The organism is Enterococcus sp. AZ149, from assembly GCF_051714285.1.
GTDB classification, from domain to species: domain Bacteria; phylum Bacillota; class Bacilli; order Lactobacillales; family Enterococcaceae; genus Enterococcus_D; species Enterococcus_D entomosocium.
In genome coordinates, this window is sequence record NZ_JBIORO010000001.1 from 2732490 (window position 1) to 2756052 (window position 23563).

The window sequence follows — 23563 nt, forward strand, 5'->3', positions numbered from 1 at the left end:
CTATCCGAAATGATTGTTTTGCTATTTCAACAAAAGAGGTAGTCCGCTCACATTCGTGAGCGAACTACCTCTTTGACTAACCAGTAATTGATGTCAAACAATTGATGCGACCGTGTTCGTTTTAAGAAATAAACATTTTTGTCTAGCTTACAGCGTAAAGACTTCCTTTAACTCCTGTGTCACTGGCGAATCATCCGGATTTGTTTCCATAAGTTCTGCCATGTAATGCCACCATTTTTGGTTGATCTCGGTTGCCGCTAACTGCTGCCAGCGGGTTTCATCTTCAATCTCAAGGTAGCCAAACAACGCAAGGCTTTCTGGATCTAAGAAAATCTGGTAGCTTTTCGCCCCGTGTGCTATGAGCTGCTCTTTTAGTTCTGGCCATAGTTCGCGATGCCGTTTTTCATATTCTGCTTCATAACCAGGATGTAGCTTCATCCGAATCGCTTTTTTGATCATCTTTGTCTGCTCCTCTCTTTATTACGTAAGGTGTTCTGCTTAACAAAATGAAACCAATAGTTCAGTAAATGCTAAAACTGTCAGTGATTGCCCGTAAGGCATTGCTGTAATCGCGATGTTTTTGTAGTACTCCAAGTCTTCTCCCATTCCAGTACCGATGGAAACATTTTGGACTTCTCCATCTTCTGCGACTTGTTCGATCAAACCGGCTAACGCTTTATAGGCAACATCTTCCCAAGCTTTGTCAATGTAACGCTTATGAACGGCTTTTAAAATCCCATAGGCAAAACCAGCCGTCGCAGAAGCCTCCACATACGAGCTAGGATCATCTAACAAGGTGTGCCACAGGCCACTTTCATCTTGCATTTCTTGCAAGGCAGTTAGTTGGTCTAAGAGGGTATTGATTAAGAAGCCACGTAACGCATCTCCTTCTTGCAAGTCGAGAATTTCAATGATCTCAGGAATCGCAATGGTGATCCAGCAGTTGCCTCTTGCCCAAAGCGCTTGTGCATAATTGTGGCGTTCTTCAAAGGTCCAGCCGTGGAACCAAAGCCCAGTTTTTTTATCCACTAAGTATTTGATATGGATCATAAATTGTTGTTTTGCTTCTTCGATATAAGCCGGACGATTCAGCAACATGCCAATTTTCGCCAAAGGCAAAGCGGTCATCATCAAGGTATCGTCCCAAAGCTGGTTGCGATTTTCTGGTCCATAGGTCGCATGCTGCAGACCATTTTCATCGGTTCGCGGCATATCATGCATGACCCATTCCGCCCATTGTTCAAGGTAAGGCAAGTAACGAGAATCTTTGGTGTCTTCATAAAGATACGCCATTGCCAAAAGCGGCGCCATCGTGTTGACATTTTTAGGCGGCGCGCCTTCTAACATCCGCTGCTCAAACCATTCTTCCACAACTTGGAGCGCTTTAGGATTTTTGGTGATTTGGTAGTTTTTATAAATGCCATATAGTCCCACCCCTTGCGGCCAGTTCCAAATCCCCCAGCTTTTATCATCAACGATCAAGCCGTCAAAGTCTAATAGAAATTCGCCATTATCATCCTTGATCGTCGTTAAATTTTCGATCATGCGATCAATTTTTTCTTCTACAACACGTTTTTCCACAAACAACTGTTCTAAAATCACCATTGGGTTCATCCTCTCATTTCTCTTTGATAGATTGATCGTAACACGCTTACATTTACACAAAAATAGCAGTTATTGACACTTTACTATCTATTCTTGTATGATAAAAACAAACGAGTACGAAAGGAGCCAATCATGGAGAAGCAAAGTGCGGATACGATGATCAACGATCGTTTTGAGGCCTTTCATATCAAAGACATCGTAGAAGAAAACAATACCCTTTATCATTACCATAGTTTTTATGAGATTCACTGTACCTTAAAAGGATCAGCGGTCTTCTTTATCGATGGCGGAGAATTCCCTCTAGAACCTGGTACGATCATCTTGATTCCTCCAAACGTCTTGCATCGAATCGTTCATCAAACTTCTGATTTTTTCGAGCGAACCTACCTGTATATCAATCCTAGTTATCTCGCTGCCCTCTCCACTACCCAAACAGATCTCACTGCCTGTTTTCGTAGCAACGGCGGTATCAACAGTCGTATTTTATCGATCGATGCCGACCAACTAGACCAGCTATTGCGTCCTTTACGCAAAAAAACGGATAGCAATTATGGCACCGACTTACTTTATCAAAACCATTTGATCGCGTTTTTGATTTCCATCAATACGATTGCCTATCAGGAAAAAGAACCGCTATTTTTATCCGACTCACTCTATAAAAATAAAGACATTTTGGCTGCTATTACCTATATCAATCAGCATTTGACCGCTGATCTCTCCTTAGATACCGTCGCCAAAGCCCTTTTCATGAGCCCATACTCGCTTTCAAGGACCTTCAAAAAAGAAACTGGCGTCGCCTTTCATGCCTATGTGGTAAAGAAACGACTCTTAAAGAGCAAAGAAATTTTACGTAAAACCAGAAGCGCCACCGCCACGTTCGAAGCTTGCGGCTTCAACTCCTATACCCATTTTTTACGCTGCTTTAAACAAGAATTTCAGCTGACACCAAAAGAATTTTTACAAGAAGAAGCCCAAAATCAGTTTGTCCGTTTTACGCATTTTGCAGGAAAAAAATAGCAAGCCGTTGCAAAGCGCCAATCATTGGCTCGTGAAAAAAGAGTTGCTGCTTCCCTTTCCTGATGTTAGATGACACAATACAAAAAGAATGACACGAGGAAATGTGTCATTCTTTTTGTATGCTATAAAACTTCCCCATTTGAAGCGATCACTTTTTTATACCACTCAAAGGATTTTTTCTTGGTTCGTTTCAAGGTGCCGTTGCCTTGATCATCTCGATCCACGTAGATAAAGCCGTAGCGTTTACTCATTTGACCGGTACTGGCTGCTACAAGATCAATACAACCCCAAGTAGTATAACCAAGTAGTTCCACGCCATCGATCATCACCGCATCTTTGAAGGCTTGAATATGTTTTTTTAAATAGTTGATCCGATAATCGTCTGCGACAAACCCGTTCTCATCAGGGGTATCGATCGCCCCTAACCCATTTTCTACGATAAACAACGGTTTTTGATAGCGATCATACAATTGATTCAATGAATTTCTCAGTCCTAACGGATCAATCTGCCACCCCCACTCAGTCGATGGTAGATGTTCATTTTTAATTGATGGAAAGAGATTCCCGGTCGCTTGCGCATAGTCTTCTGGATGGGCACTGACCGTTCGCGAACAGTAATAAGAAAAACTGACAAAATCAACAGGAGAAGCCGCTAAAATCGCCTCGTCTTCAGGTGTCATTTTGATCGTTAAGCCTTCTCGCTCAAATTTTTTCAAGGCATAATTGGGGTATTTGCCTCGGGCTTGCACATCGATAAAGAAATAGCCTTCGCGATCACGATTGATTGCTTCTTGGTAATCTTCAGGTCGGCAAGTATAAGGATAATGACTGCCGCCAGCCAGCATACAGCCGACTTTATTGGTCGGATCGATCTCATGAGCTTTTTTGGTTGCTAAGGCACTGGCGACTAACTGATGATGCGCTGCTTGGTATTTGATTTCTTGACGATTGTCCCCTTCTTTAAAGACGATCCCGCCACCTACAAAGGGCTGATGCAGCAAAATATTGATTTCATTGATCGTCAGCCAATATTTGACCAACCCGCGATAGCGCTGGAAGACGGTTTCCGCATAGGTCACATAGAAATCAATGAGCCGACGATTTTTCCAGCCCCCAAATTCCTTGATCAAATGCAGCGGAACATCGAAGTGGGCAATCGTGACCAATGGCTCGATTTGATGTTTTCTCAATTCTTTGAAGATTTTCTCATAAAAAAGCAGTCCTTCTTCGTTGGGCTCTTCGTCATTGCCATTTGGAAAAATCCTTGACCAAGAAAGTGACATCCGATACACTTTAAAACCCATTTCGGCAAAAAGGGTAATATCTTCCATATAATGGTGGTACATATCAATGGCCGTTTGGGCTGGATAAAAAGAATCTTCCTGCCATTCTAACATCTTCAACTCACCAGCAGCGACTCTTGCGCGATCAGGACCAGTTGGTAAGAGGTCGACATTTGATAAGCCACGTCCTCCTGCTAATACACCACCTTCTGCTTGATTGGCAGCCGTTGCACCGCCCCATAAAAAATCATCTGATAATCCCATGTTATTTCCTCCTAAACTTTGACCACAAGTACTTCCTCTTCTTTAGCTACCAAACCTTCTTTCACACGTTCGACTGCGGTATATTGTGGTGTATTGGTAACGATGATCGGTACTTGTGTGACATATCCTGCAGCTTTTATCTGCGGTACATCAAACGTCAGCAATCGCTGCCCTTTTGTAACTTTTTGCTCTGCTTCTACTAAAGCATCAAAATACTGACCATTTAGTTCCACTGTGTCTAAACCGACATGGATCAACAATTCGATTCCGGTGTCTGAAACCAAGCCAATCGCGTGTTTGGTAGGAAAAACAGCAGCGACTTTTCCATCAAAAGGCGCAATGACTTCACCGATGGGTTCATCGACCGCAAATCCTTTTCCGAGTGCTTCAGAAGCAAATGCGTCATCTTTGACTTGATTCAACGGAATCACGATTCCCGGTACAGGATTGATCAAGCCGGTATCTTCTAGTACTACTGCTTTCATCTCCGGAACATCAATTGTCACTTTTGTTTCATATTTGAAACTTAAGACATAGGTAACGGCCCCACTCACCACAGCTGCAATCACCAATGCGATAATGATGTTCCAAAAATAGCGCATCGTATCATCACCGATATATAGTAAGATTGCTGGGAGACCAGACGAACCGGTCGCAAAGCGATGCGTATTGGTCAAGCCAGCATACAAACCACCAGAAGCCCCACCAATCATTGCCGCAACCAACGGATATTTTTTGGGCAAATTGATGCCATATAAAGCGGGTTCGGTAATCCCCATGTAGGCAGTGATTGCCCCTGATACCGCCAACTGCTTAGTTTTTTTCTCTTTCGTACGCAATGCGACAACTGCTACTGCGGTTGCTTGAGCAATGTTTGAGACCAATGCCCCTGGACCAAAAATACTGTCATACCCAAGTTCTGCCATTTGCATCACCCCTAAAGGAGCAATCCCATTGTGCAATCCAAACATCACCATGATTGGCAAAAAGCCCCCAATCAAAACCGCTGGAACCCAGCTAGCATGGACACTTAAGAAGGTAAAGAATGTTGCCAAATAACCACCCAAGATACTACCGATCGGTCCAAATAGCGAGAAGGCTAATGTACCCATTATCAAGAATGTTAGCATCGGAACAAAAACCAGCTCCACTGATTTTGGAATCACTTTGTTCAAAAACTTTTCGACATACGATTGGAAAAAAATCACGATCAGGATCGGAATGACTGATCCCGTATAATTTGCTAATGTAAAAGGAATAACCCCAAAAAAGTGAACGGGTTCGCCTGCTGTGACCAAGGCACCCCAATTAGGATGCATCATCATAGCAGCCACTGAAGCCGCTAAAATCGGATTGCATCGCAATTTTTGTGCCACAGTGAAGGCCAGGATCATTGGTAAGAAGAAGAAAACACCATCTGCAAAAAGATTCAGCATGTAATAGGTTTGCGAATCAGCCGTGATCACATCAAAAACGATCAATAAAGCCAAAACTGCCTTAACCATTCCGGCACCGGACAGTGCGGGAATAATTGGTTGAAACGTTCCTGCCACAAAATCGATCACTGCAGCTGCTGGTCCTTTTTTCTCCCCAGGTTCCGACGCCCCTGATGATTGAAGCGAAACCAATTTTGTGACTTCTTCATAGACATCTTTGACATGTGTTCCGATCACGACTTGATGTACCCCTGCGTTATTGATGTATTTGGCAACCCCATCGAGCGCCTCTAGTTCTCCTTGATCTATACGCTTTTCTTCATTGACTTTAAAGCGCAATCGGGTTTGACAGTGATAGGCATCCGTGATATTTTCTTGTCCCCCCAGATACTGGACGATTTTTTTTGCTAATGATTGATAATTTTCACTCATACATTCCACCCCTAAATAAATTTCAAAGAAAATCTATGTTGTATGTGCTTACCGGTATAACATACTGTTCTTTCTGCCAGCAATGTACCATTTATAGAGAGCGTTTCCAATATATTTTCCCAAAGACGAAATGGATTTCATCTTTTCATTAAAAACCGCTCTTTTTTCGAAATCCATTCCATTAAAAGACCAAACATCGCCTTGACGAAGCCACTAGAAACAATGATATAATTTACTAGATGATTGTGTTACTTTTGATCTATCGCGATCATAATAGGCTTTTTCAACGTAATGGACCCACCAACCGAAAAAGAACGCCCCGATGATCCCGCAACAACGGATCAAACCACTGCTTCTTCCCCCAACCATTGAAGCAATCCTTACTGAATCAACGATTTGGTCTAGCCTGTTATGAACGGCTATTCTAGGTTGGATTTATAAAAAACAGGCGAAGGGAACGAAGAAACATGACAAACGCGAAACAAGCAATACCCCCAAAAACGATTCTCTTTCATGAAGAAGCTTTTCAAAAAACAGATCAAACGATCATTCGCTGGTTAGGAAACTCCGGTATTCTTCTAAACAGCCGTGGTACATGTATCATGGTCGATCCGGTCTTAGAAGGATTTGACCTGCCGTTACTGATCGATCTGCCAATCAAACCGGCGGCAGTCCCTCACTTAGATGCGGTATTGATCACCCATTCAGATAATGATCACTACGGCATTCCGACGATTGAAAAATTAGTCCCGGTTACCGATAGCTTCCATGGACCCAAATATGTTGCCGAACTTATGCAAGAGCACTTTCAAGTTGCTGCCCAAGGTCACGAAATCTATGATTCATTCACCGTTAAAAATTTGGAGATTTCTTTAACAAAGGCGTATCACCTTTGGCAAAATGAGACGACAAAATTTGACCGTGTCTTCCAAATTGAGGACTATTGCGGCTTTTGGATCGATACTCCGGATGGTTCCTTGTGGATTCCTGGCGATTCTCGTCTTTTACCAGAACAATTAGAGATGCCTCAACCAGATGCGATCTTGTTTGACTTTAACGACAACGCTTGGCATATCGGCTTTGAGAACGCCGTGAAACTGGCAAATACCTATCCTCATGCTGAATTGATCCTCTCCCATTGGGGAACAGTGGATGCTCCGCATATCGATGCTTTTAATGGGGACCCTGAAGCTTTGTACGATCGGATCGTCAATCCGAAACGGATTCGTCTAGTTGCTGCCGGTGAGCCGATCGAATTGAAATCAACCACTTCCAACAATTTAGAATAGGGAAAAAGGACCACACCGTTTTTGGTGTGGTCCTTTTATTCTTCTGCCATCTCTTTAAACGTCGTTTTGCGGCTCGTTTCTAAATAACGAGCGTTGCTGATTTTCATTTGGATATTCTCCTGATAATCGAGGGAAAAAATCTGAGCAAACAAAACCGTCAAAAGGAATTGAATCGATTCTTCTGTGGAAAAATTTCCGATTTTAGAATATAGTTTTTCTCGGCTAGCAATCGTCAAGACGATCGTCGAATAGTCCCGCAAATAGTTGTCCCCACCACTCGTAAGACTGATAATTGGCACACCATTTTTCAGCAATGTTTTCACATTTTTCATAGGATAGGTCTCTGAATTATTGCCAGAATAAGAGATAAGAATGGCACAATCCTGCGGGGTCAGCGTTTGGGAAATCAAGCCCGCTTCGTCCGTATCCGCAACAAAGGCTTTTTTATGAATCGTGTTTAAGTTGCGTTTAAACAGCTGCCCGAAATACGAATTTGGACTACGCCCATAGATGACAACGTTTTGAGCGCCATTGATGAGTCGAGCGGCTTGATTCAGGTCTTTTACCGTCATAAGTGCCGCTGTTTCTTTAATCGTCTGCATGCGCAAGTTCGCCAAGTTTTCAATGATTTCTAATGTGTCTGCCGCCTCACCAAAAGGGATATTCACATCGATCGTTGCTGAGCCATCATCAAAGTGTGCCAGTTCATGCACGAAGGCATACACAAATTCTTTCCAACCGGAAAAGCCAAAATATTTTGCAAAACGGACTAACGTCGGCTTTGAGGTATGGGTCAGTTTTGCGATTTCTTCCATAGTATACTCACTGACTTTTTCCCGATTGCCTAGTAAAAAATCACCGATCGTCCTTCTTGCATCATTTTGTTTAAACGCTGCTTCTTCAATTTTTTGAAAAAGATACATCTGGTTCTCCCTTCTGATTGCTGCTGTTAGTTTTACACGTCCCATTCATTCACGTTTCTTTCTATCTAAAAGCACTGAAAGTGATGAATTGAAGACAGAAAAGCGTGGAGCACGCCAGCGTATGCCTACCCTCGTTCAAAATACAAAAAGAATTTATTTCCCAAAAGGGCGATCATACCAATCAGACATAGCATGCCCCCTGATAAGATCATCTGCATCCCTGCTGTTTCATTGCCGCTGACTAGTATCAGCAAGCGTGATGCATAGGGTGCGAGCGTGACCCCTAAATTGTAAGCAACGATCGAGACGATCGTGCCAAACTTAGCTTCTGCTTCACCACCAGTCGTCAGCAAGTGGGTGAAAAAAGGCATGATGCTGCGAAAGGCAAAGCCTAATAATAAAGAACAACCCAAGAGTAGCCCCACTGTCTGCAATGGATAAGTCAAATAGATGCTGCTTCCTGCAAGCAATGCCGCAATGGGCAGCAACCAGCGATGTAGGCGACTGTATATCAAGCCAAAGGCATTGCCGGCGATAAATGCTCCCGTCGCAATGGCGGCAATCATGTTACTGCCTTCAGTGGCGTCCCCGATTCCTTTTTCCAATAACAATGGTGTGATCTGTAAATTGTAATTAATAAATAAGACAACGATTAGAAACAAGAGCACACCCAGAACGAATGATCGCTGTTTCCGTTCTTTTGAAACCGTGACGTTCGCCAATAACGTCTCATTAGTCACAGCCTGTGTTTCGTTTGGAATAAACAGCTGGACAAAGAAGAGACTGATCAGGGCAAAGCCATAAACCAAGAAGGACATTTCCCAACTGATTTTCACTAGCTGCCCAACCAGCAAAGTCATAAAGATACCACCTAAACCACCGACGGCACTTTCTAATCCAAGAGCTTTGGCTTTCTTTTGCGGCTCATTTTGAAACAGCAAACTAATCATTTGAATCGCCAAACGATTGAATAAGCCGATCCCGAAGCCAAGAATCCCTCGAGAAAGAAACAAGACGGGAAAGCTCCCCTGATACCATGCCGGCAGCGTGCCAAAAACCGCCACAATGACCAAGCCGGTGACCATCGTGTATTTTTTGCCGATCCTTTTTTCGATCATGCTGGTAGTAAAAATCCCCAGTAAAAGAAACAATGATGGAATCGTGGTCAGTAATCCAATGTAGACCGCATCAACTTCTGGAAAGCTTGCCGCAATCGCTGGGACATTGGCAGAAATCGCCGGTGCCGAATAGACGACCATTGCCACCGACAACAGTGCCAACAACTTCATAGAAAAAAATTTCATAATTACCCCTTTCCTTAAAAACACCTTTTCTTCCTTGTCTCGGAACCCAATAGCCCAAGATGACAAAGTGATCCTTTCACTACCTTATTATTCGCTAGATTGTCCTCGTTGACCAATGCTTAACGCGCTTGGGCTTTATGCTTGAAAAGCATTGGTCTTCTGTATTTTACTAGGTTTCTATGGCGATTGCTGGAACTCATTTATGTTTGTCTAAAAAAAAGAAACCTTGCAGTATGTTTTCTGCAAGGTTTCCTTCTTTTCATAAATCGACTGTAACTACTCAGAATGCTTTAGTGAATTGATTGCTGTAACTGTTCCATAACGTCTTTCGTAATTGTCTCAACGGTGATACCAAGTTCAGATAAAACGTCCGCTGCCTGGTAATTATCATAAAATTTCTTTTCTAAGCCATAGTTTTTGACGACAATCTCACGATCACCCAGGTAGCTGGCAATCATTTGTCCATAGCCACCCTCTCGTATGCCATCTTCCAACGTGACAACGAGTTTGTGCGATCGTGCCACAGCATCCAACAACTCTTTGTCGACCCCTGAAATAAACTTAGGATTGATCACCGTTGGCGTAATTCCATGTTGCATTTTCAATTGTTCTGCGATCTCTTCCGCTAGCGCATAAAAGTTCCCAACACCGACGATGGCTACCTGCGTGCCAGCTTGAGTCACTTCATTTTTTTGATCACTGTAGTCAGTAGAGACTGTCACTGCCATTTCGTTGACAGGTCCAACCGGTACCCGGATCGCAACTGGTGCGTTGGTTTGTTCCAGCGACCAATCCAACATTGCCAGATATTCTTCTTTAGAGGTTGGCGCAAGATAAATAAGGTTGGGAATATGTGCCAAAAATGGAATATCAAAAATTCCCAAATGGCTCTCGTCATTCATGCCGTGAATCGATGCACCATATACCAGAATCGTTCCAGGCAGATGATTTAAGGCCAAATCATGGGAAATTTGATCAAAACTACGTTGCATAAAGGTAGAAAAAACGGCCCAGACAGGTTTTGCTCCATTTTTTGCTAACCCAGCAACCATCGATACCGCATGTTCTTCTGCAATACCTACATCTACAAATTGTTTGCCTGCTTTTTCTCTTTGTTCCGGAGAAAAAAGCAGCATCGGTGTACCAGCGTTTACTGCCACGACTTTAGGATCTGACGCCATTTTTTCTAATAAATAATCCGTCGTTAAGCTATTGTACGTTACTTGATTGCCGCCAATAGAAATATATTCGCCGGTTTCTAAATGAAAGGGACCGCCTGCATGAAACTTTTCACGATTTTCTTCCGCAAACTTGAAGCCTTTGCCTTTGATCGTATGAATGTGTAATAAAACAGGATGATCAACATCTTTCACTTTTTCAAATAAAGCGATCAGTGCAGCGAGGTCATTTCCTTCATCTAAATAGTGGTACTCAAAACCAATCGCTTTGAACAGATTGTCTGCTACTTGCCCCTTGGTTTCCCGCAATGCCCGCAAATTCTGATACATCCCCCCATGGTTTTCTGCGATCGATTGGTCATTGTCATTGAGGATCACGATGGTATTGGTGCCTAATTCCACGATATTGTTCAAGCCTTCAAACGCTAACCCGCCTGATAGAGAACCATCACCAATCACGGCAACGACGTTATACGTTTCATTTTTTAGGTCACGGGCTTTCGCCACACCATTTGCCAACGAAACTGAGGTGGAGGTATGACCGACCGTAAAGAGATCGTGCTCGCTTTCTTTCGGATTCGTGTAACCAGAAACCGCACCATACTGCGCAGCATCAAGAAAGGCATGGGCGCGTCCCGTCAACATTTTATGGATATAGGTCTGATGGGACACATCAAAAATCAGCTTATCTGTGGGGGAATCAAAGACTTTATGCAACGCAATCGTCATCTCAACCATCCCCAGATTGGGGCCATTGTGCCCCCCATGGTGACTGATTTTTTCCAATAAAGCAGTTCGTGCTTCTACTACCAGTTCTTGAAGTTGCCCACTGGTCAATTCTTTTAACTCTTTGGGGCTTTTGATTTTATCTAATAACATGTACGTACCTCCTGTAGAAATGTTTGAATGGTTCGTGTGTTTACTCACAAGGAAAAAGACACGAAATCGAAATGAGTGGATCGTTCTCTAGAATGAAAAACGTGGCCATCGGAGCTAGACGCTCTTTTTAGAATTCCTGTCAAACCGAGAAATAGCAAGTTATCCTAAAGGGAAATCGTAATTTTTCTGAGTTTCAACAATCGCTGCTCATTTCTTCTATCTAAAAAGATACCACCTAGAGCTGACTTTAGGTCAAGCACTTTTTGTGAATTTATTCTATTTTGATCCTATCTTTACTGCGTGCCCGCCATAATGATACAAAAAAAGATAAGAAGCGCTTGCTTCTTATCTCGGGTTTTACTTGTTCAATGGTCATTCTTAAGAAACCTAAATTTTTTCATTGACCACTTATTCTTCTTTCTCTAAGCCAACAAGCACTCGCTGTTTACGGTTCGATTCTTCTGCAACAAAGTTTAAAACTGTTTTCAATTCGCTAGGCGTTGCCTTTTTCTGTAAGATCGAGAAGTTTCGATGATATTGTATCATGATTGTTTCTACTTTTTCTTTCTCAGTCATTGAGCTTCTCCTCCAATTCTTCCTTTGTGTATGTTAATGGCAAAGCGAACGATACATTGTCAACTGCCATCAACGTATGAGAATGGCGATTCTGAAAATCTTTTATAAAAATATTAACGGTCACATTTTCTTTATACAATTCCTTCATTTTAATCAAGTTATATCTTGATTGAAAAAAAGCATTTATAAAATGTTCTTTAGGAACAAAGCGTCCTTCTATTTTTTCACGTTGCTTCGTATAATTCCAAGCAATAAAAGGATCTTGATAGATATAATAGATAAGCACATCATAATTCTTTTTTAAGCATCGCGCAATATTTTGATCAGCTTTTTTAGTGGGTGAAACAAGAATCATTTATTGCGAGAAGTAAGATGGCAAAAATTTCTGTTAATGAACTATACGCAAAAAAACAGACTACATTTGTCATGCAGTCTGCTTTTCCAACTTTTTCTTTATTTAGTGTTTGTCCCACTGTTTTCCGAAAGATTGTTGTTGTGATTCGACATGTCCTCGATGGCCATATACAGGTATTTGATTCAATTGGTTTTCAATTACTTGAAACTCGGTATCTGTAAGCTGTACATCCCAAGCAGCTAGATTTTCCAAAATCCTGCCTCGATTTTTTGATCCAGGAATCGGCACTGCATTCGGGTACTTGTGAAGCATCCACGCCAATGAAATTTGGGCATTTGTCGACTGCTTTGCTTGAGCGACTTCTGCTAGCATATTTAAAATCGGTTGATTGGCTACGAGGTTTTCTTTAGCCAGCTGAGGGACGAATTTGCGAACATCATCCCCTTCAAAGGATGTATCTGGTGTGACTTTTCCAGATAAAAACCCACTAGCGATTGGTGAAAAAGGAACGACGGCGATCTCGTTCTCAAGACAATAGGGGAAAATCTCTCGCTCACAATCACGCTCAACCATTGAATAGAGATTTTGCACAGCACCAACGGGGGTAATCCCATGTGCTTTAGCAAGTGTCTCCACGGAAACTTGTGAGAGTCCCCATTCTCTGATCATACCTTCTTTGATCAATCGTCCCATCACATCAGCTATTTCTTCTAAAGAAAGCTGTTCATTGATTCGATGAAGATAATAGAGATCAACATAATCGGTGCGCAATTTTTCCATTGAAGCAATCAAATGGTTACGGATGGCTGTGTAAAGAGTTGTGCTTTCATTCACTTCTTTTTCGTCGAGATGATACTTGGTGGCAAGAACAACTTTGTTTCGAAAAGGCGACAGTGCTTTACCCACCAACTCCTCATTATGTCCAGAATAAAACATTTCTTTTCCATAAGCTTCTGCTGTATCAAAAAATGTACAGCCAAATTCGTAAGCTTTGCGAATAGATGCAATACTCTCTTTTTCTTCTGGCACCTTTCCATATCCGTGAGAAAACCCCATACACCCCATTCCGATTGGCGAAACTGCTAAACTTCTGATTTTTCTATTCTTCATATTATAATTCCCTCCTCCATCGATACTTTGTGTGCTCGCTAAGCTAGCTAAACTTTAGCATCTTCGAGTCACTCGAAGTCAAGGAGTTTCTAACAATCATTTTTCTTCCACCTTTTTTCTTTTTGAGGCTCTCAAATAGGAAGCTACTTTTCTCCACAAAATTATCTGTGCTATAATACGCGATATAAAAAGAAAATGATCTACAACAGTTTTTACTAATACGTTCAAACGACTTGCTTGACTTCAGCAAATTATGAAAGGCGTGACCAACATTTACTCTATCAAAGAAGCAGCCACGATCACTGAATTGTCTGAACACACGATTCGCTATTATACCGATATGGGTTTGGTTCCTAGTTTGATCAGGGACAAAAACAACAGACGGGTTTTTAATCAGACTTCCATCAATTGGTTAACTGGTATCAAGAATTTGCGCGAAACAGGCATGTCTTTAGAAGCCATTAAGCATTATATTTCGCTTTGCCTCCTTGGCGATTCGACGATCAAAGAAAGAGCCGACATCATTCAATCGCAAAAAGAAAAAGCGCTCGTTAAACTTACAGAAGCGCAAAAACGAGTCGCTTATTTAGAAAAGAAAAGCAATACCTATCAAGAGCTCATCAACCAGAAAACAGCTTCTAACGATCCATTGAATCCGGCAACTTGGGAGGAGGAAGCAGTATTGCGGAATAGAACTTGAATGAAGATATTTTACCAATGATTTGGATCAATAGACACTTAATTTTTTGATGATTATATTCGTATAGTGCTGAAATAGACTATTCATTACTAAAAAACTGCCATTAAACAGGATTCATTCCCTGCTTAATGGCAGTTTGCTTATTTCCGATACATCTTCAATTCCAAGAACAAATCATTATAGATGCCAAGATACTCAGCACCTAAGTTTTCATAGACTTCGAGGTGTTCCATCAATTCATCGGATGGATAGAACTGTTCGTCTTCGGTGATCTCGTCAGGCAGTAAGGCCATGGCTTCTTGGTTAGGTGTGGAATAGCCGATGTACTCTGCGTTTTGTGCAGCATTCTCGGGTTCCAGCATAAAGTTCAAGAAGGCATAAGCGCCGGCTTCGTTTTGTGAGGTCTTAGGAATGACCATATTATCAAACCACAAGTTGGAGCCTTCCGAAGGGATCACATAATGAATGTGTTCATTTTCGTACATCATGTCGGCTGCTTCCCCAGAAAATGTGACCGCAACCGATGCTTCTTCATTGGCCATGTACATCTTGATTTCATCTGCGACGATGGCTTTGATGTTTGGGGTCATGGTCCGAAGCTTATTGAATGCCTCTTGCAACTGATCATCGTCTTTGCTGTTTAGAGAATAGCCTAAGCTGTCCAAACCTAATCCCATTACTTCACGCGCGCCATCGATCAGCATGATGCTGTTTGCTAATTCGGGTTTCCAAAGATCGTCCCATTGGGTGATCTCACCTTCATCAAAGAATTTATCGTTATAGACGATCCCTAGTGTTCCCCAGAAATAAGGGATCGAATATTGATTGCCCGGATCAAAACTCAGGTCTAAAAAGCGAGGGTCGATATTGTCTAGCCCTTTGATTTTGCTGTGATCCAATGGTTTTAAAAGATTTTGTTCCATCATTTTCTCAATCATGTATTCACTCGGTATGGCGATGTCATAGGACGTACCGCCTTGTTGGATCTTCGTGAACATCGCTTCATTTGAGTCAAAGGTTTCATAATTGACTTTGTAGCCAGTCTCTTCTTCAAACTTACTGATCAAATCAGGGTCGATGTAGTCGCCCCAGTTGTAGATGTTGACGACCTCAGCACCTGCCATACCAGAGGTGCGTTCCAATTCACGGACACCAAAGAGCAAGATCAGGACGATCGCAACAATACCGATAATCAGAGATTGTAGTCGTTTCATCGCAGATTTGCCACCTCCACACGGCGGTTTTTACGTAATTTCTTCGCGCCGTTTTCTTTACTGATAAAGTAATAGCCTACCACCAGAATCATGGAGAATAAGAAGACAAGTGTGCTTAATGCATTGATTTCTAAACTGATTCCTTGACGTGCTCTAGAATAGATCTCTACTGATAAGGTACTAAAGCCATTGCCCGTCACAAAGAATGTCACGGCAAAATCATCAAGTGAATAAGTAAAGGCCATGAAATAGCCGGCGATGATGCCCGGTGTCAAGAAAGGCAAAATGATATTTTTGATGACTTGAAAATTATTCGCGCCTAAATCACGGGCAGCATCGATCATTGAATCGTTCATCTCTTGCAATTTCGGCAAGACCATCAATACCACGATCGGGATACTAAAGGCGATATGCGAAAGCAACACGCTGAAAAAGCCTAAGCTAAACCCACGGAACAAGTTGCCGATCATCGTAAAGAAAATCAAGAAACTGGCGCCAATGATGACATCTGGTGAAACCAGCAAAATATTATTCAAACTCAACAAGGCCGTTCTCGTTCGGCGCTTGCGGGTATAGTAGATGCCCATCGCACCAAATGTGCCAATGATCGTTGCCAGTAATGCTGATAAAAATGCCAGCATAAAGGTGTTCAACACGATGATCATCAAGCGGGTATCTTGAAAGACGGATTGGTAATGTTCAAAAGTGAAACCCGTAAAAGCATTCATGGTGCCTCCTTCATTGAAGGAATAGAAAATCAAATAAAAGATCGGCACGTACAAAAGAATAAAGACGACGATCAGATAAAGATTCGACCAGCGAAATTTTTTCATTTACGTTGCCCTCCTTTTTTCTTTTCTCCCGTAAACAACATCACGAGGAACATGGCGATGATCAAAATGACGCCGATGGTCGAACCCATGCCCCAATTTTGGGTAACGAGAAAGTGCTGCTCGATCGCCGTACCAAGCGTGATCACGCGATTGCCCCCAATCAAACGGGTCAACATGAAGAGGGAGAGCGATGGAATGAAGACGGCTTGGACGCCGCTTTTTACCCCGTTTAACGAAAGAGGGAAAATCACTCGTCGGAAAGTATCATAGCTGTTTGCCCCTAGATCGCGACTGGCACTGATCAAAGAGGGATTCATTTCTTCTAAGGCATTAAAAATCGGCATGATCATAAAGGGCAGTTCGATATAGACGGCAACCGTCAAAAAGCTGAAGTCAGTAAACAAAATCTGCTTTGGTCCAACCCCCATGATTTCTAGGAAGTTGTTGACACTGCCATGAATGCCGAAAATCCCAATAAACGCATAGGCTTTTAACAATAAGTTGACCCACGTTGGTAAGATGATCAACAGCAGCCACAAATCTTTGTGGCGCAGCTTAGTTAAGAAATACGCTGTCGGGTAGCTGATCACTAAGGTAATCAAGGTGATCAAAAAGGCATACCAAACCGAGTTTAAGGTCATGATCAAATATTTGCCAGAACCTAAGTAGCTTTGATAATTGACCAGCGAAAAGTTGCCGTTCATATCAAAAAAAGATTGGTAGATGATCAATAAGACTGGTGCAATAACAAATAGCAATAACCAAAAGACATAGGGTATCGCATAAAAACGACGCATTTTCGTCATTAGCTTTCCCTCCTAATCTTCGTAGCTCTCTAAACGAGCATCAAAATCTTCTTCGGACTCATTGAAACGCATGACGTGGATGTCTTCTGGTTCAAAGGAAAGACCGATCTTGCTTCCTTCAGTGGCTTTTCTTGTAGAGTGAACCATCCACTCGTTGCCTTGTTCGTCGTAACAAATGATTTCGTAATGCACGCCTCGGAACAATTGAGTATCCACTTCAACGACTAACTTGCCTTTCTCAACGGTCGTCAAATTCAAATCTTCCGGACGGATCACGATCTCAACGGCTTCATTCGGACGCATCCCGCCATCGACACATTCAAACTGCTTGCCGACAAACTCCACTAAGTTGTCTTCGATCATCGTACCTGTAACGATGTTGCTTTCACCAACAAAATCCGCTACAAAATGGTTGATTGGTTCATCGTAGATATCCACTGGCGTGCCACTTTGGACGATCTTCCCTTTGTTCATAACGAAAATCTCATCACTCATCGCCAACGCTTCTTCTTGGTCATGGGTGACAAAAATAAAGGTGATGCCTAGTCGCTGCTGCAATTCCCGCAGCTCGTATTGCATGTCAGTTCGCAATTTCAAGTCCAATGCGGACAATGGTTCATCAAGAAGCAATACTTTGGGTTCATTGACGATCGCTCGTGCGATTGCGACCCGTTGGCGTTGACCTCCTGACATTTCGCTGATTTCACGATTCTCATAACCAGGAAGTTGTACTAACCGTAACGCTTCTAAGACTTTTTTATTCACTTCATCTTTTGGTAATTTTTTGATTCGCAGACCAAATGCCACATTTTCAAAAACGTTCATATGTGGGAATAAGGCATAATCTTGAAAGACAGTATTCACTTGCCGTTGATTGGCAGGAACGTCATTAATTCTTTGTCCATCAAAATAAACGTCGCCTTCTGTTGCGTCCGAAAAACCCGCAATGATGCGTAAAATAGTTGTTTTTCCACAACCTGAAGGACCTAACAATGTATAAAAGCGACCTTCTTCAATATCAAAACTCACTTTTTTCAAAACTGTTTCATCATCATCAAATCGTTTCACCACATTGTTGAATGAAATTATTGTTTTTCCCACACTCTTTCCTCCTGTACTATAAATAAGAATCCGTTACGACTACGAGCACACGGCTTTTTTTGCCGGCGATATTTTTTAATTGATGCGGCTCAGTCGCCTGATAATAGATCGATTGGCCTTTACGAGCCTTGTACTGCGTTTCTCCTAACGACAACGCCACACTGCCCTCTAAGACATAGATAAATGTTTCTGCTAACGATGGTTCAAAGGTCTTGTATTCGCCGGCTTTATCAAAAGTCAGCAAGACTGGCTCCATTTCTTTTTCATTGGAATCGGGAATCAGCCATTTCAATTCATAGCCATTTTCTTCATCATAATAAAGCGTGCTGTCTTCTTCGCGATAAACCACTTGATGCTGCGCATTTTCTTCTCGGAAAAATTCCTCTGGTGTCACGCCTAAAACTTCTAAGATCGTAAAAAAAGTTTCCATAGAAGGCGAACTCAAATCACGTTCCAACTGTGAGATATAGCCTTTCGTCAAATCGGTCCGCTCGCCTAATTCTTCTTGGGTCAAATTCTTTTGAACGCGCAAATTGCGCAGCTTCTCGCCAATCTCCATGTTCATTCCCCCTTTTATTGACACAACTGCAAGTAAAAAAGTTTGCTATAAGTAAACTTCATGTTTAATTTCACTTTTTCTAGTATACAAATTATTGCAGAAAACACAAGCCTTTTTTCTGCATTTCTTTGAATTCTTTTCTTGCTGCTCAAAAAAAGGAGTGACGCTAAACGCTTGTGCTATAAAGGAAAGGATTGGCGGTCCCGTCATTTTCGCTTTTCACAGGTTTAAAAGAACAACTTCTATTTTAACGAAGAAAAGGTAGATTTAATAATGATCTGTTTTTACTGATTTTTTGATAAGAAGCCCTGCCTTTTCTTGCTTCACTGGTTAAAAAAATAAAACTTATGGTATTATGAGTACAAACCATCAAAGGAGTGTCTGAAATGATGAATTTCTCTACCTTTCGTGTCATGAATGAACCAAATTTTACTGCTTCACTCACAACTGCAACCCTTGACGAGCTGCCAGCAGGCGATGTGCTTGTCCGGGTTGATTACTCAGATGTCAATTACAAAGATGCCTTGGCAGCAAAAGAAAATGGCGGCGTGATCCGCACGTATCCGATGACGCCGGGAATCGATTTAGCAGGGGAAGTCGTGGACAGTCAGTCTGCTGATTTTGCCCCAGGCGATCAAGTTTTAGTGACTGGCTATGGCTTAGGGGTTTCTCACCCAGGCGGTTACAGTCAATTTCAACAGGTCCCGGCCGAGTGGCTCGTGAAACGTTCTGCTGGTTTTTCAGCGAAAGACAGTATGACCTATGGCACGGCTGGGTTCACAGCAGCTTTAGCGGTGCAAGAATTAGAGCAGCTGCACTTAGCAAAAGACGCTGCGATTTTGGTGACAGGTGCGAGCGGTGGCGTCGGCAGTGTCAGCATTGCCTTATTGAAAAAACTGGGCTATACAAATATAGTGGCGCTATCTCGTAAAACCGATGCGCAATGGTTGTTAGACCTAGGCGCAGCAAAAATCATCCGTCCGGATGAAGTGGTACCCGAAAAGGTCAAACCATTAGCAAAACAATCGTTTGCAGCGGTCATCGATACGGTTGGTGGTCCATTGCTTGCGGCAGTGCTTCCGCAAATCGCTTATGGGGGCGGTGCCTTCTTATGCGGCAATGCTGGTGGGATCAAAATCGAAACGACTGTCTTACCCTTTATTTTGCGTGGGATTCGCGTAATTGGGATCGATTCAGTCAATGTTTCCCATGAGATCCGCACGGCATTATGGGAGAAATTAGCGGGTGAGTGGAATGTGATCGATCAGCTTTACACGAAAGCCATCACTTTGGAAGACTTACCAGAAACGTTGGCAGCTTTATTAGCTGGCACGCACCAAGGACGGACGATCGTTGAGGTGTCACAAGGGCAATGAGAATTTTGATTACGGCTGGCGGTACTTCCGAAAAAATCGATGATGTCCGTGCAATCACGAATCATTCCACGGGTTCACTTGGTCAAGCGATTGCCAATGAATGGCTGCGGTACCTTGAGGTGACCATCGATTACGTTACGACGAAAACTGCCAAGCAACCGCCTACCGATCCACGAGTTACCTGTCATTTCATTGAAGGGACCACGGACTTGTTGGGGCAATTGACCGATTTATTGACGACCCATTCGTATGCTGCCGTGATCCACAGTATGGCAGTTAGTGATTTTACCCCTGCTGCTCATTTTTCAGAAGCAGCCTTTTATGAAGCAATCAACGATGCCCTACCGACTTATGACAACCAGGTCACTCCGGCATTGATGGCACACGTGCTCGAACAATCTGAAGCAACGGCAGGCAAAGTTTCTTCCAATACGGATCATTTGTTTTTAGTGTTGAAGAAAACCCCGAAAGTGATCCAAACCATCAAAGCATTACAGCCGACAACCTTATTAGTCGGATTCAAATTATTAGTAGCCGTCGCGGAAGACGAGTTGTTCGCGGTCGCACGAAAAAGTTTGCTGGCTAGCCAAGCGGATTATGTGTTGGCCAACGACTTGACGCAAATTTCAGGAAACCAGCATGTTGGCCACCTTTTGACACAAGAAGGACAAATCGGGACTGGTCGCACAAAAGCTGAGATCGCAACCTTGATCGTTGACACATTACGCAATGACCTGCGTGCTTAGCTAGATGTTTTTTTAGAAAAGGAGAAAGAATCATGAAACAAAAACACGTTCTGCTTGGCGTCAGCGGCAGTATCTCTGCATACAAAGCAGCCGACCTGACCAATGAATTAACCAAAAAGGGCTATGCAGTGGATGTCTTAATGACTCAAAATAGCACACAATTTATTACGCCTTTGACGTTACAGTCATTATCCAAACGCCCGATCCATGTGGATGTTATGCAAGAGCGCCAACCAGATCGGATCAATCATATTGAACTAGCCAAACAAGCCGATCTTTTCTTGCTCGCCCCAGCCAGTGCTAACAGTATTGGCAAGCTGGCGCATGGGTTAGCCGATGATTTGATCTCAACAGTTGCCTTAGCGTTGCCGTTATCCGTGCCCCGCTTGATTGCACCAGCCATGAATACCGTCATGTACGAAAACCCGATTGTTCAAAGAAATTTAGGGATTTTGAAAGAAGTCGGCTTCCAAGAGATTGAACCCCGTGAAGCGTTACTGGCTTGCGGTGATTTCGGCAGAGGCGCATTAGCAGCAACAGAAACGATTCTCGAAAAAGCATTGACTGCTTTGGAAGTACGGAGTGTCTAATAATGAAAAAAATATCAACTTTTGAACTTGTCTTAACAGCTTTCTTTTTAGGAATCTTGATTCTTTTAGCATCGGTACCCTTTCTTGGGTTTATTCCCTTAGGACCAATCAATGCGACAACGATGCACATTCCTGTGATCATCGCTTCCATTGTATTGGGCCCTCGGATCGGCGGCTTTTTAGGCGGCGCCTTTGGGATCATCAGTATGGTGCGTTCGACATGGATCATCACCCCGCTTTCTTTTGTCTTCTCTCCTTTCGTACCGATTTATGGGAGTGATCAAGGAAGTTGGAAAGCGATCCTCGTAGCGCTGATTCCCCGTATTTTGATTGGTGTCGTTCCTTACTTTGTTTATAAAGGCTGTCAAAAAATCTGGAAAAACAAACAGCAAAGTCTTTCGCTACTGATTGCTGGTGTTGCCGGAGGTTTGACGAATACGATCCTGGTAATGAACTTAATCTACTTCTTGTTCCAGCAAGAATATGCGGAGGTTGTGGGAAAAGCCGGCAATGCTGTTTACGCAGCGATTTTGGGTGTGATCTTCGCCCAAGGCGTGCCTGAAGCCATTGTAGCGGGAATCGCCACGATGGCAGTTGGAACCGTTCTTTTGCGCTTAGTCATGAACCGCAAAAAAAATCGAATCTAAAAAATAGCGACCGCCTAAAGTTAGCTTTTTGGCTAACTTAGGCGGTCGCTTCCCTTTTGAGTGACTCATAAACTTTGTGTCATCTGGAGTGCTTCGACAAGCTCTTGATACTGCTCTTGGGTCAAATACTCTTCATAAAATGTCAGATAATCATCGATATCTGCTTGGGTCAAATAAGGCAGCTCTTGCTTGATTTGCAGCAGCAGTTCTTCAAACTCCTCATCCGTCAGCATATAAGAAGACCAATCATCGGCTTCATCATAGCTATCCCAGTACTCATCATCATAATCATTCTCATCCCCATCGTCATAGCTGTCATCCCAGCCATAATCATAGGGAGAAAACAATTCTTCTGGGTCAATCAATTCTTCCGCTGTGGGAATCGCAACCGCAGTATCACTTTTCTTCCCTGTAAAAGTCACCGTGGCTCCGATAGTGGTTTGCAGCTCATCCGCTTGCACGAAGTGAAAAGCCATTTTCTGCTGATTTGTTTTCGTATTGACGGTCATAGCTAAGTCAAACTGTTCGACTTCTTCCAGCATCGCTTCTAATTCGGCGACTTGCTTTTGATCGGCGCCGTGTTCTTGGGCATAGGTTGCATAATCTGCCAATTCTTCTTTGGTAAACGTGTGGCTGATCGTATCTCCATCTCTTTTGAAAGCATCCGGTTCAAAGGTTTTCAAATAGTCTGCAAATGTCTCATTATGAAAAAGACTGTTCATGGTAAAGAGGTTTTCAGGCGCTTTTTCTGCTTCGGTTGTCCCCTCGCCGTCCTCTGCAAAAGTTTCTTCGCCAAAGTAAGAATCCAAGGTTTCTTGATCGATGCGCAGGTATTTGCCTTCATATTCCGCAGCGTCTGGATTTGTCCCATAACTGTCACTACCAAATGCGCTGATATACCCTTGCAGTGTTTCATAGATTTCAGCTGACACATACGCTTCTTGTTTTTCTGGATCGACGATCAGCTTGATCGGCAGCTCCTGACCGCCATAAGCAACTGCCAGATTGAGTAAAATCGCTTTGGTTTCTTTGTCCTGGACGAAATCCCCTTTAAATGACGAGCCGACTAACTGTGACATCAACATAGAGGCATACCTATCGGCTTCTTGACCGTATTCGCTGGTGCTACCCATCTCAAAGGTATCGATCGTCGCTTGGAATTCACCAGCATTCGTTGCTTGCTGATTCGTCAACTGTTCGGCAAACTGTTCTTGCGGTAATTTCGTACAGCCACCGAAAAGAAAGGCGAACCCAACAAACAAAATGATGCGTCCCCACTTTTTCATCCTGCTCACTCCTTTTCGTTTATTGTACCGAAGACTGCGAAAGCTTACAATCCT

General features: G+C 42.9%; 24 protein-coding genes. 7 read left to right on the plus strand and 17 right to left on the minus strand.

Going from position 1 to position 23563, the window contains the following annotated elements:
* Positions 1–147: 147 nt before the first annotated feature.
* Both rhaM and bglB read right to left on the minus strand, forming a co-directional pair.
* A complete protein-coding gene (gene rhaM, locus IGI94_RS12600; protein WP_008380743.1) occupies positions 148–459 on the minus strand; it encodes an L-rhamnose mutarotase in 312 nt (103 codons plus the stop codon).
* A gap of 39 nt (positions 460–498) precedes the next feature.
* Positions 499–1605, minus strand: a complete 1107-nt coding sequence (bglB, locus tag IGI94_RS12605) for a beta-galactosidase BglB (RefSeq protein WP_074933334.1) — start codon at positions 1603–1605, stop codon at positions 499–501.
* Positions 1606–1737: 132 nt separating this feature from the next.
* Here bglB and IGI94_RS12610 point away from each other — a divergent pair, with 132 nt between their 5' ends.
* The gene (locus IGI94_RS12610; protein WP_016612700.1) at positions 1738–2622 is read left to right on the plus strand and encodes an AraC family transcriptional regulator; all 885 of its coding nucleotides are present in this window, start codon (positions 1738–1740) and stop codon (positions 2620–2622) included.
* 122 nt (positions 2623–2744) lie between these two features.
* On the opposite strand, the gene IGI94_RS12615 is transcribed toward IGI94_RS12610, so the two are convergent.
* The 3 genes from IGI94_RS12615 to IGI94_RS12625 all read right to left on the minus strand — a co-directional run bounded on the left by IGI94_RS12615 (position 2745) and on the right by IGI94_RS12625 (position 6406).
* Positions 2745–4169, minus strand: coding sequence for a 6-phospho-beta-glucosidase (locus IGI94_RS12615; RefSeq protein WP_194193364.1), 1425 nt, complete (start codon positions 4167–4169; stop codon positions 2745–2747).
* 11 nt (positions 4170–4180) lie between these two features.
* Entirely contained in the window at positions 4181–6037 is a 1857-nt protein-coding gene (locus tag IGI94_RS12620; protein WP_315037105.1) for a beta-glucoside-specific PTS transporter subunit IIABC, read from the minus strand.
* A 213-nt stretch (positions 6038–6250) separates the two neighbouring features.
* Positions 6251–6406, minus strand: a complete 156-nt coding sequence (locus IGI94_RS12625) for a hypothetical protein (protein ID WP_181409180.1) — start codon at positions 6404–6406, stop codon at positions 6251–6253.
* Positions 6407–6504: 98 nt separating this feature from the next.
* On the opposite strand from IGI94_RS12625, the gene IGI94_RS12630 reads away from it, so the two are divergent.
* The gene (locus IGI94_RS12630) at positions 6505–7326 is read left to right on the plus strand and encodes an MBL fold metallo-hydrolase (RefSeq protein WP_086316505.1); all 822 of its coding nucleotides are present in this window, start codon (positions 6505–6507) and stop codon (positions 7324–7326) included.
* Positions 7327–7361: 35 nt separating this feature from the next.
* Here the strand turns inward: IGI94_RS12630 and IGI94_RS12635 are convergent, their stop codons facing one another.
* The 6 genes from IGI94_RS12635 to IGI94_RS12660 form a co-directional block, all read right to left on the minus strand.
* Positions 7362–8249 carry a MurR/RpiR family transcriptional regulator gene (locus IGI94_RS12635; RefSeq protein WP_429968766.1) on the minus strand — a complete coding sequence of 296 codons (888 nt, stop codon included), beginning with the start codon at positions 8247–8249 and terminating at the stop codon, positions 7362–7364.
* 125 nt (positions 8250–8374) lie between these two features.
* Entirely contained in the window at positions 8375–9553 is a 1179-nt protein-coding gene (locus IGI94_RS12640; RefSeq protein ID WP_034872112.1) for an MFS transporter, read from the minus strand.
* 290 nt (positions 9554–9843) lie between these two features.
* The gene (locus IGI94_RS12645) at positions 9844–11610 is read right to left on the minus strand and encodes a 1-deoxy-D-xylulose-5-phosphate synthase (RefSeq protein WP_438899848.1); all 1767 of its coding nucleotides are present in this window, start codon (positions 11608–11610) and stop codon (positions 9844–9846) included.
* Between the two features lie 408 nt (positions 11611–12018).
* Entirely contained in the window at positions 12019–12186 is a 168-nt protein-coding gene (locus IGI94_RS12650) for a hypothetical protein (RefSeq protein WP_086316508.1), read from the minus strand.
* Positions 12179–12541: a zeta toxin family protein gene (locus IGI94_RS12655; RefSeq protein ID WP_016621603.1), complete on the minus strand. Its 363-nt coding sequence runs from the start codon at positions 12539–12541 to the stop codon at positions 12179–12181. Before IGI94_RS12655 ends, IGI94_RS12650 begins: the two co-directional genes overlap by 8 nt.
* Before the next feature lie 102 nt (positions 12542–12643).
* Positions 12644–13651 (minus strand): aldo/keto reductase, encoded by a 1008-nt coding sequence (locus tag IGI94_RS12660; RefSeq protein WP_086316509.1) that lies wholly within the window; start codon positions 13649–13651, stop codon positions 12644–12646.
* A gap of 253 nt (positions 13652–13904) precedes the next feature.
* Here IGI94_RS12660 and IGI94_RS12665 point away from each other — a divergent pair, with 253 nt between their 5' ends.
* A complete protein-coding gene (locus IGI94_RS12665) occupies positions 13905–14351 on the plus strand; it encodes a MerR family transcriptional regulator (RefSeq protein ID WP_016612709.1) in 447 nt (148 codons plus the stop codon).
* A gap of 140 nt (positions 14352–14491) precedes the next feature.
* Here the strand turns inward: IGI94_RS12665 and IGI94_RS12670 are convergent, their stop codons facing one another.
* The 5 genes from IGI94_RS12670 to IGI94_RS12690 are packed head-to-tail and all read right to left on the minus strand — an operon-like array spanning position 14492 to position 18864.
* A complete protein-coding gene (locus tag IGI94_RS12670) occupies positions 14492–15565 on the minus strand; it encodes an ABC transporter substrate-binding protein (protein WP_005234158.1) in 1074 nt (357 codons plus the stop codon).
* Positions 15562–16398, minus strand: coding sequence for an ABC transporter permease (locus IGI94_RS12675; protein WP_005228535.1), 837 nt, complete (start codon positions 16396–16398; stop codon positions 15562–15564). The genes IGI94_RS12670 and IGI94_RS12675 overlap by 4 nt, the downstream gene beginning before the upstream one ends.
* Complete coding sequence (locus tag IGI94_RS12680; RefSeq protein WP_005234157.1) at positions 16395–17204, minus strand: ABC transporter permease; 810 nt, start codon at positions 17202–17204, stop codon at positions 16395–16397. Before IGI94_RS12680 ends, IGI94_RS12675 begins: the two co-directional genes overlap by 4 nt.
* A gap of 12 nt (positions 17205–17216) precedes the next feature.
* Positions 17217–18305 carry an ABC transporter ATP-binding protein gene (locus IGI94_RS12685; RefSeq protein WP_005234156.1) on the minus strand — a complete coding sequence of 363 codons (1089 nt, stop codon included), beginning with the start codon at positions 18303–18305 and terminating at the stop codon, positions 17217–17219.
* A gap of 16 nt (positions 18306–18321) precedes the next feature.
* Positions 18322–18864: a helix-turn-helix domain-containing protein gene (locus IGI94_RS12690; RefSeq protein WP_008380724.1), complete on the minus strand. Its 543-nt coding sequence runs from the start codon at positions 18862–18864 to the stop codon at positions 18322–18324.
* A 386-nt stretch (positions 18865–19250) separates the two neighbouring features.
* Here IGI94_RS12690 and IGI94_RS12695 point away from each other — a divergent pair, with 386 nt between their 5' ends.
* The 4 genes from IGI94_RS12695 to IGI94_RS12710 are packed head-to-tail and all read left to right on the plus strand — an operon-like array spanning position 19251 to position 22223.
* Positions 19251–20240: an acrylyl-CoA reductase family protein gene (locus IGI94_RS12695; RefSeq protein WP_438899849.1), complete on the plus strand. Its 990-nt coding sequence runs from the start codon at positions 19251–19253 to the stop codon at positions 20238–20240.
* Entirely contained in the window at positions 20237–20986 is a 750-nt protein-coding gene (gene coaB / locus IGI94_RS12700; RefSeq protein WP_438899850.1) for a phosphopantothenate--cysteine ligase, read from the plus strand. Before IGI94_RS12695 ends, coaB begins: the two co-directional genes overlap by 4 nt.
* Positions 20987–21018: 32 nt before the next feature.
* The gene (coaC, locus tag IGI94_RS12705; protein WP_008380717.1) at positions 21019–21576 is read left to right on the plus strand and encodes a phosphopantothenoylcysteine decarboxylase; all 558 of its coding nucleotides are present in this window, start codon (positions 21019–21021) and stop codon (positions 21574–21576) included.
* A 2-nt stretch (positions 21577–21578) separates the two neighbouring features.
* A complete protein-coding gene (locus IGI94_RS12710; protein WP_005228527.1) occupies positions 21579–22223 on the plus strand; it encodes an ECF transporter S component in 645 nt (214 codons plus the stop codon).
* Positions 22224–22288: 65 nt separating this feature from the next.
* Here the strand turns inward: IGI94_RS12710 and IGI94_RS12715 are convergent, their stop codons facing one another.
* Positions 22289–23509 carry a hypothetical protein gene (locus tag IGI94_RS12715; RefSeq protein ID WP_438899851.1) on the minus strand — a complete coding sequence of 407 codons (1221 nt, stop codon included), beginning with the start codon at positions 23507–23509 and terminating at the stop codon, positions 22289–22291.
* Positions 23510–23563: the final 54 nt, after the last annotated feature.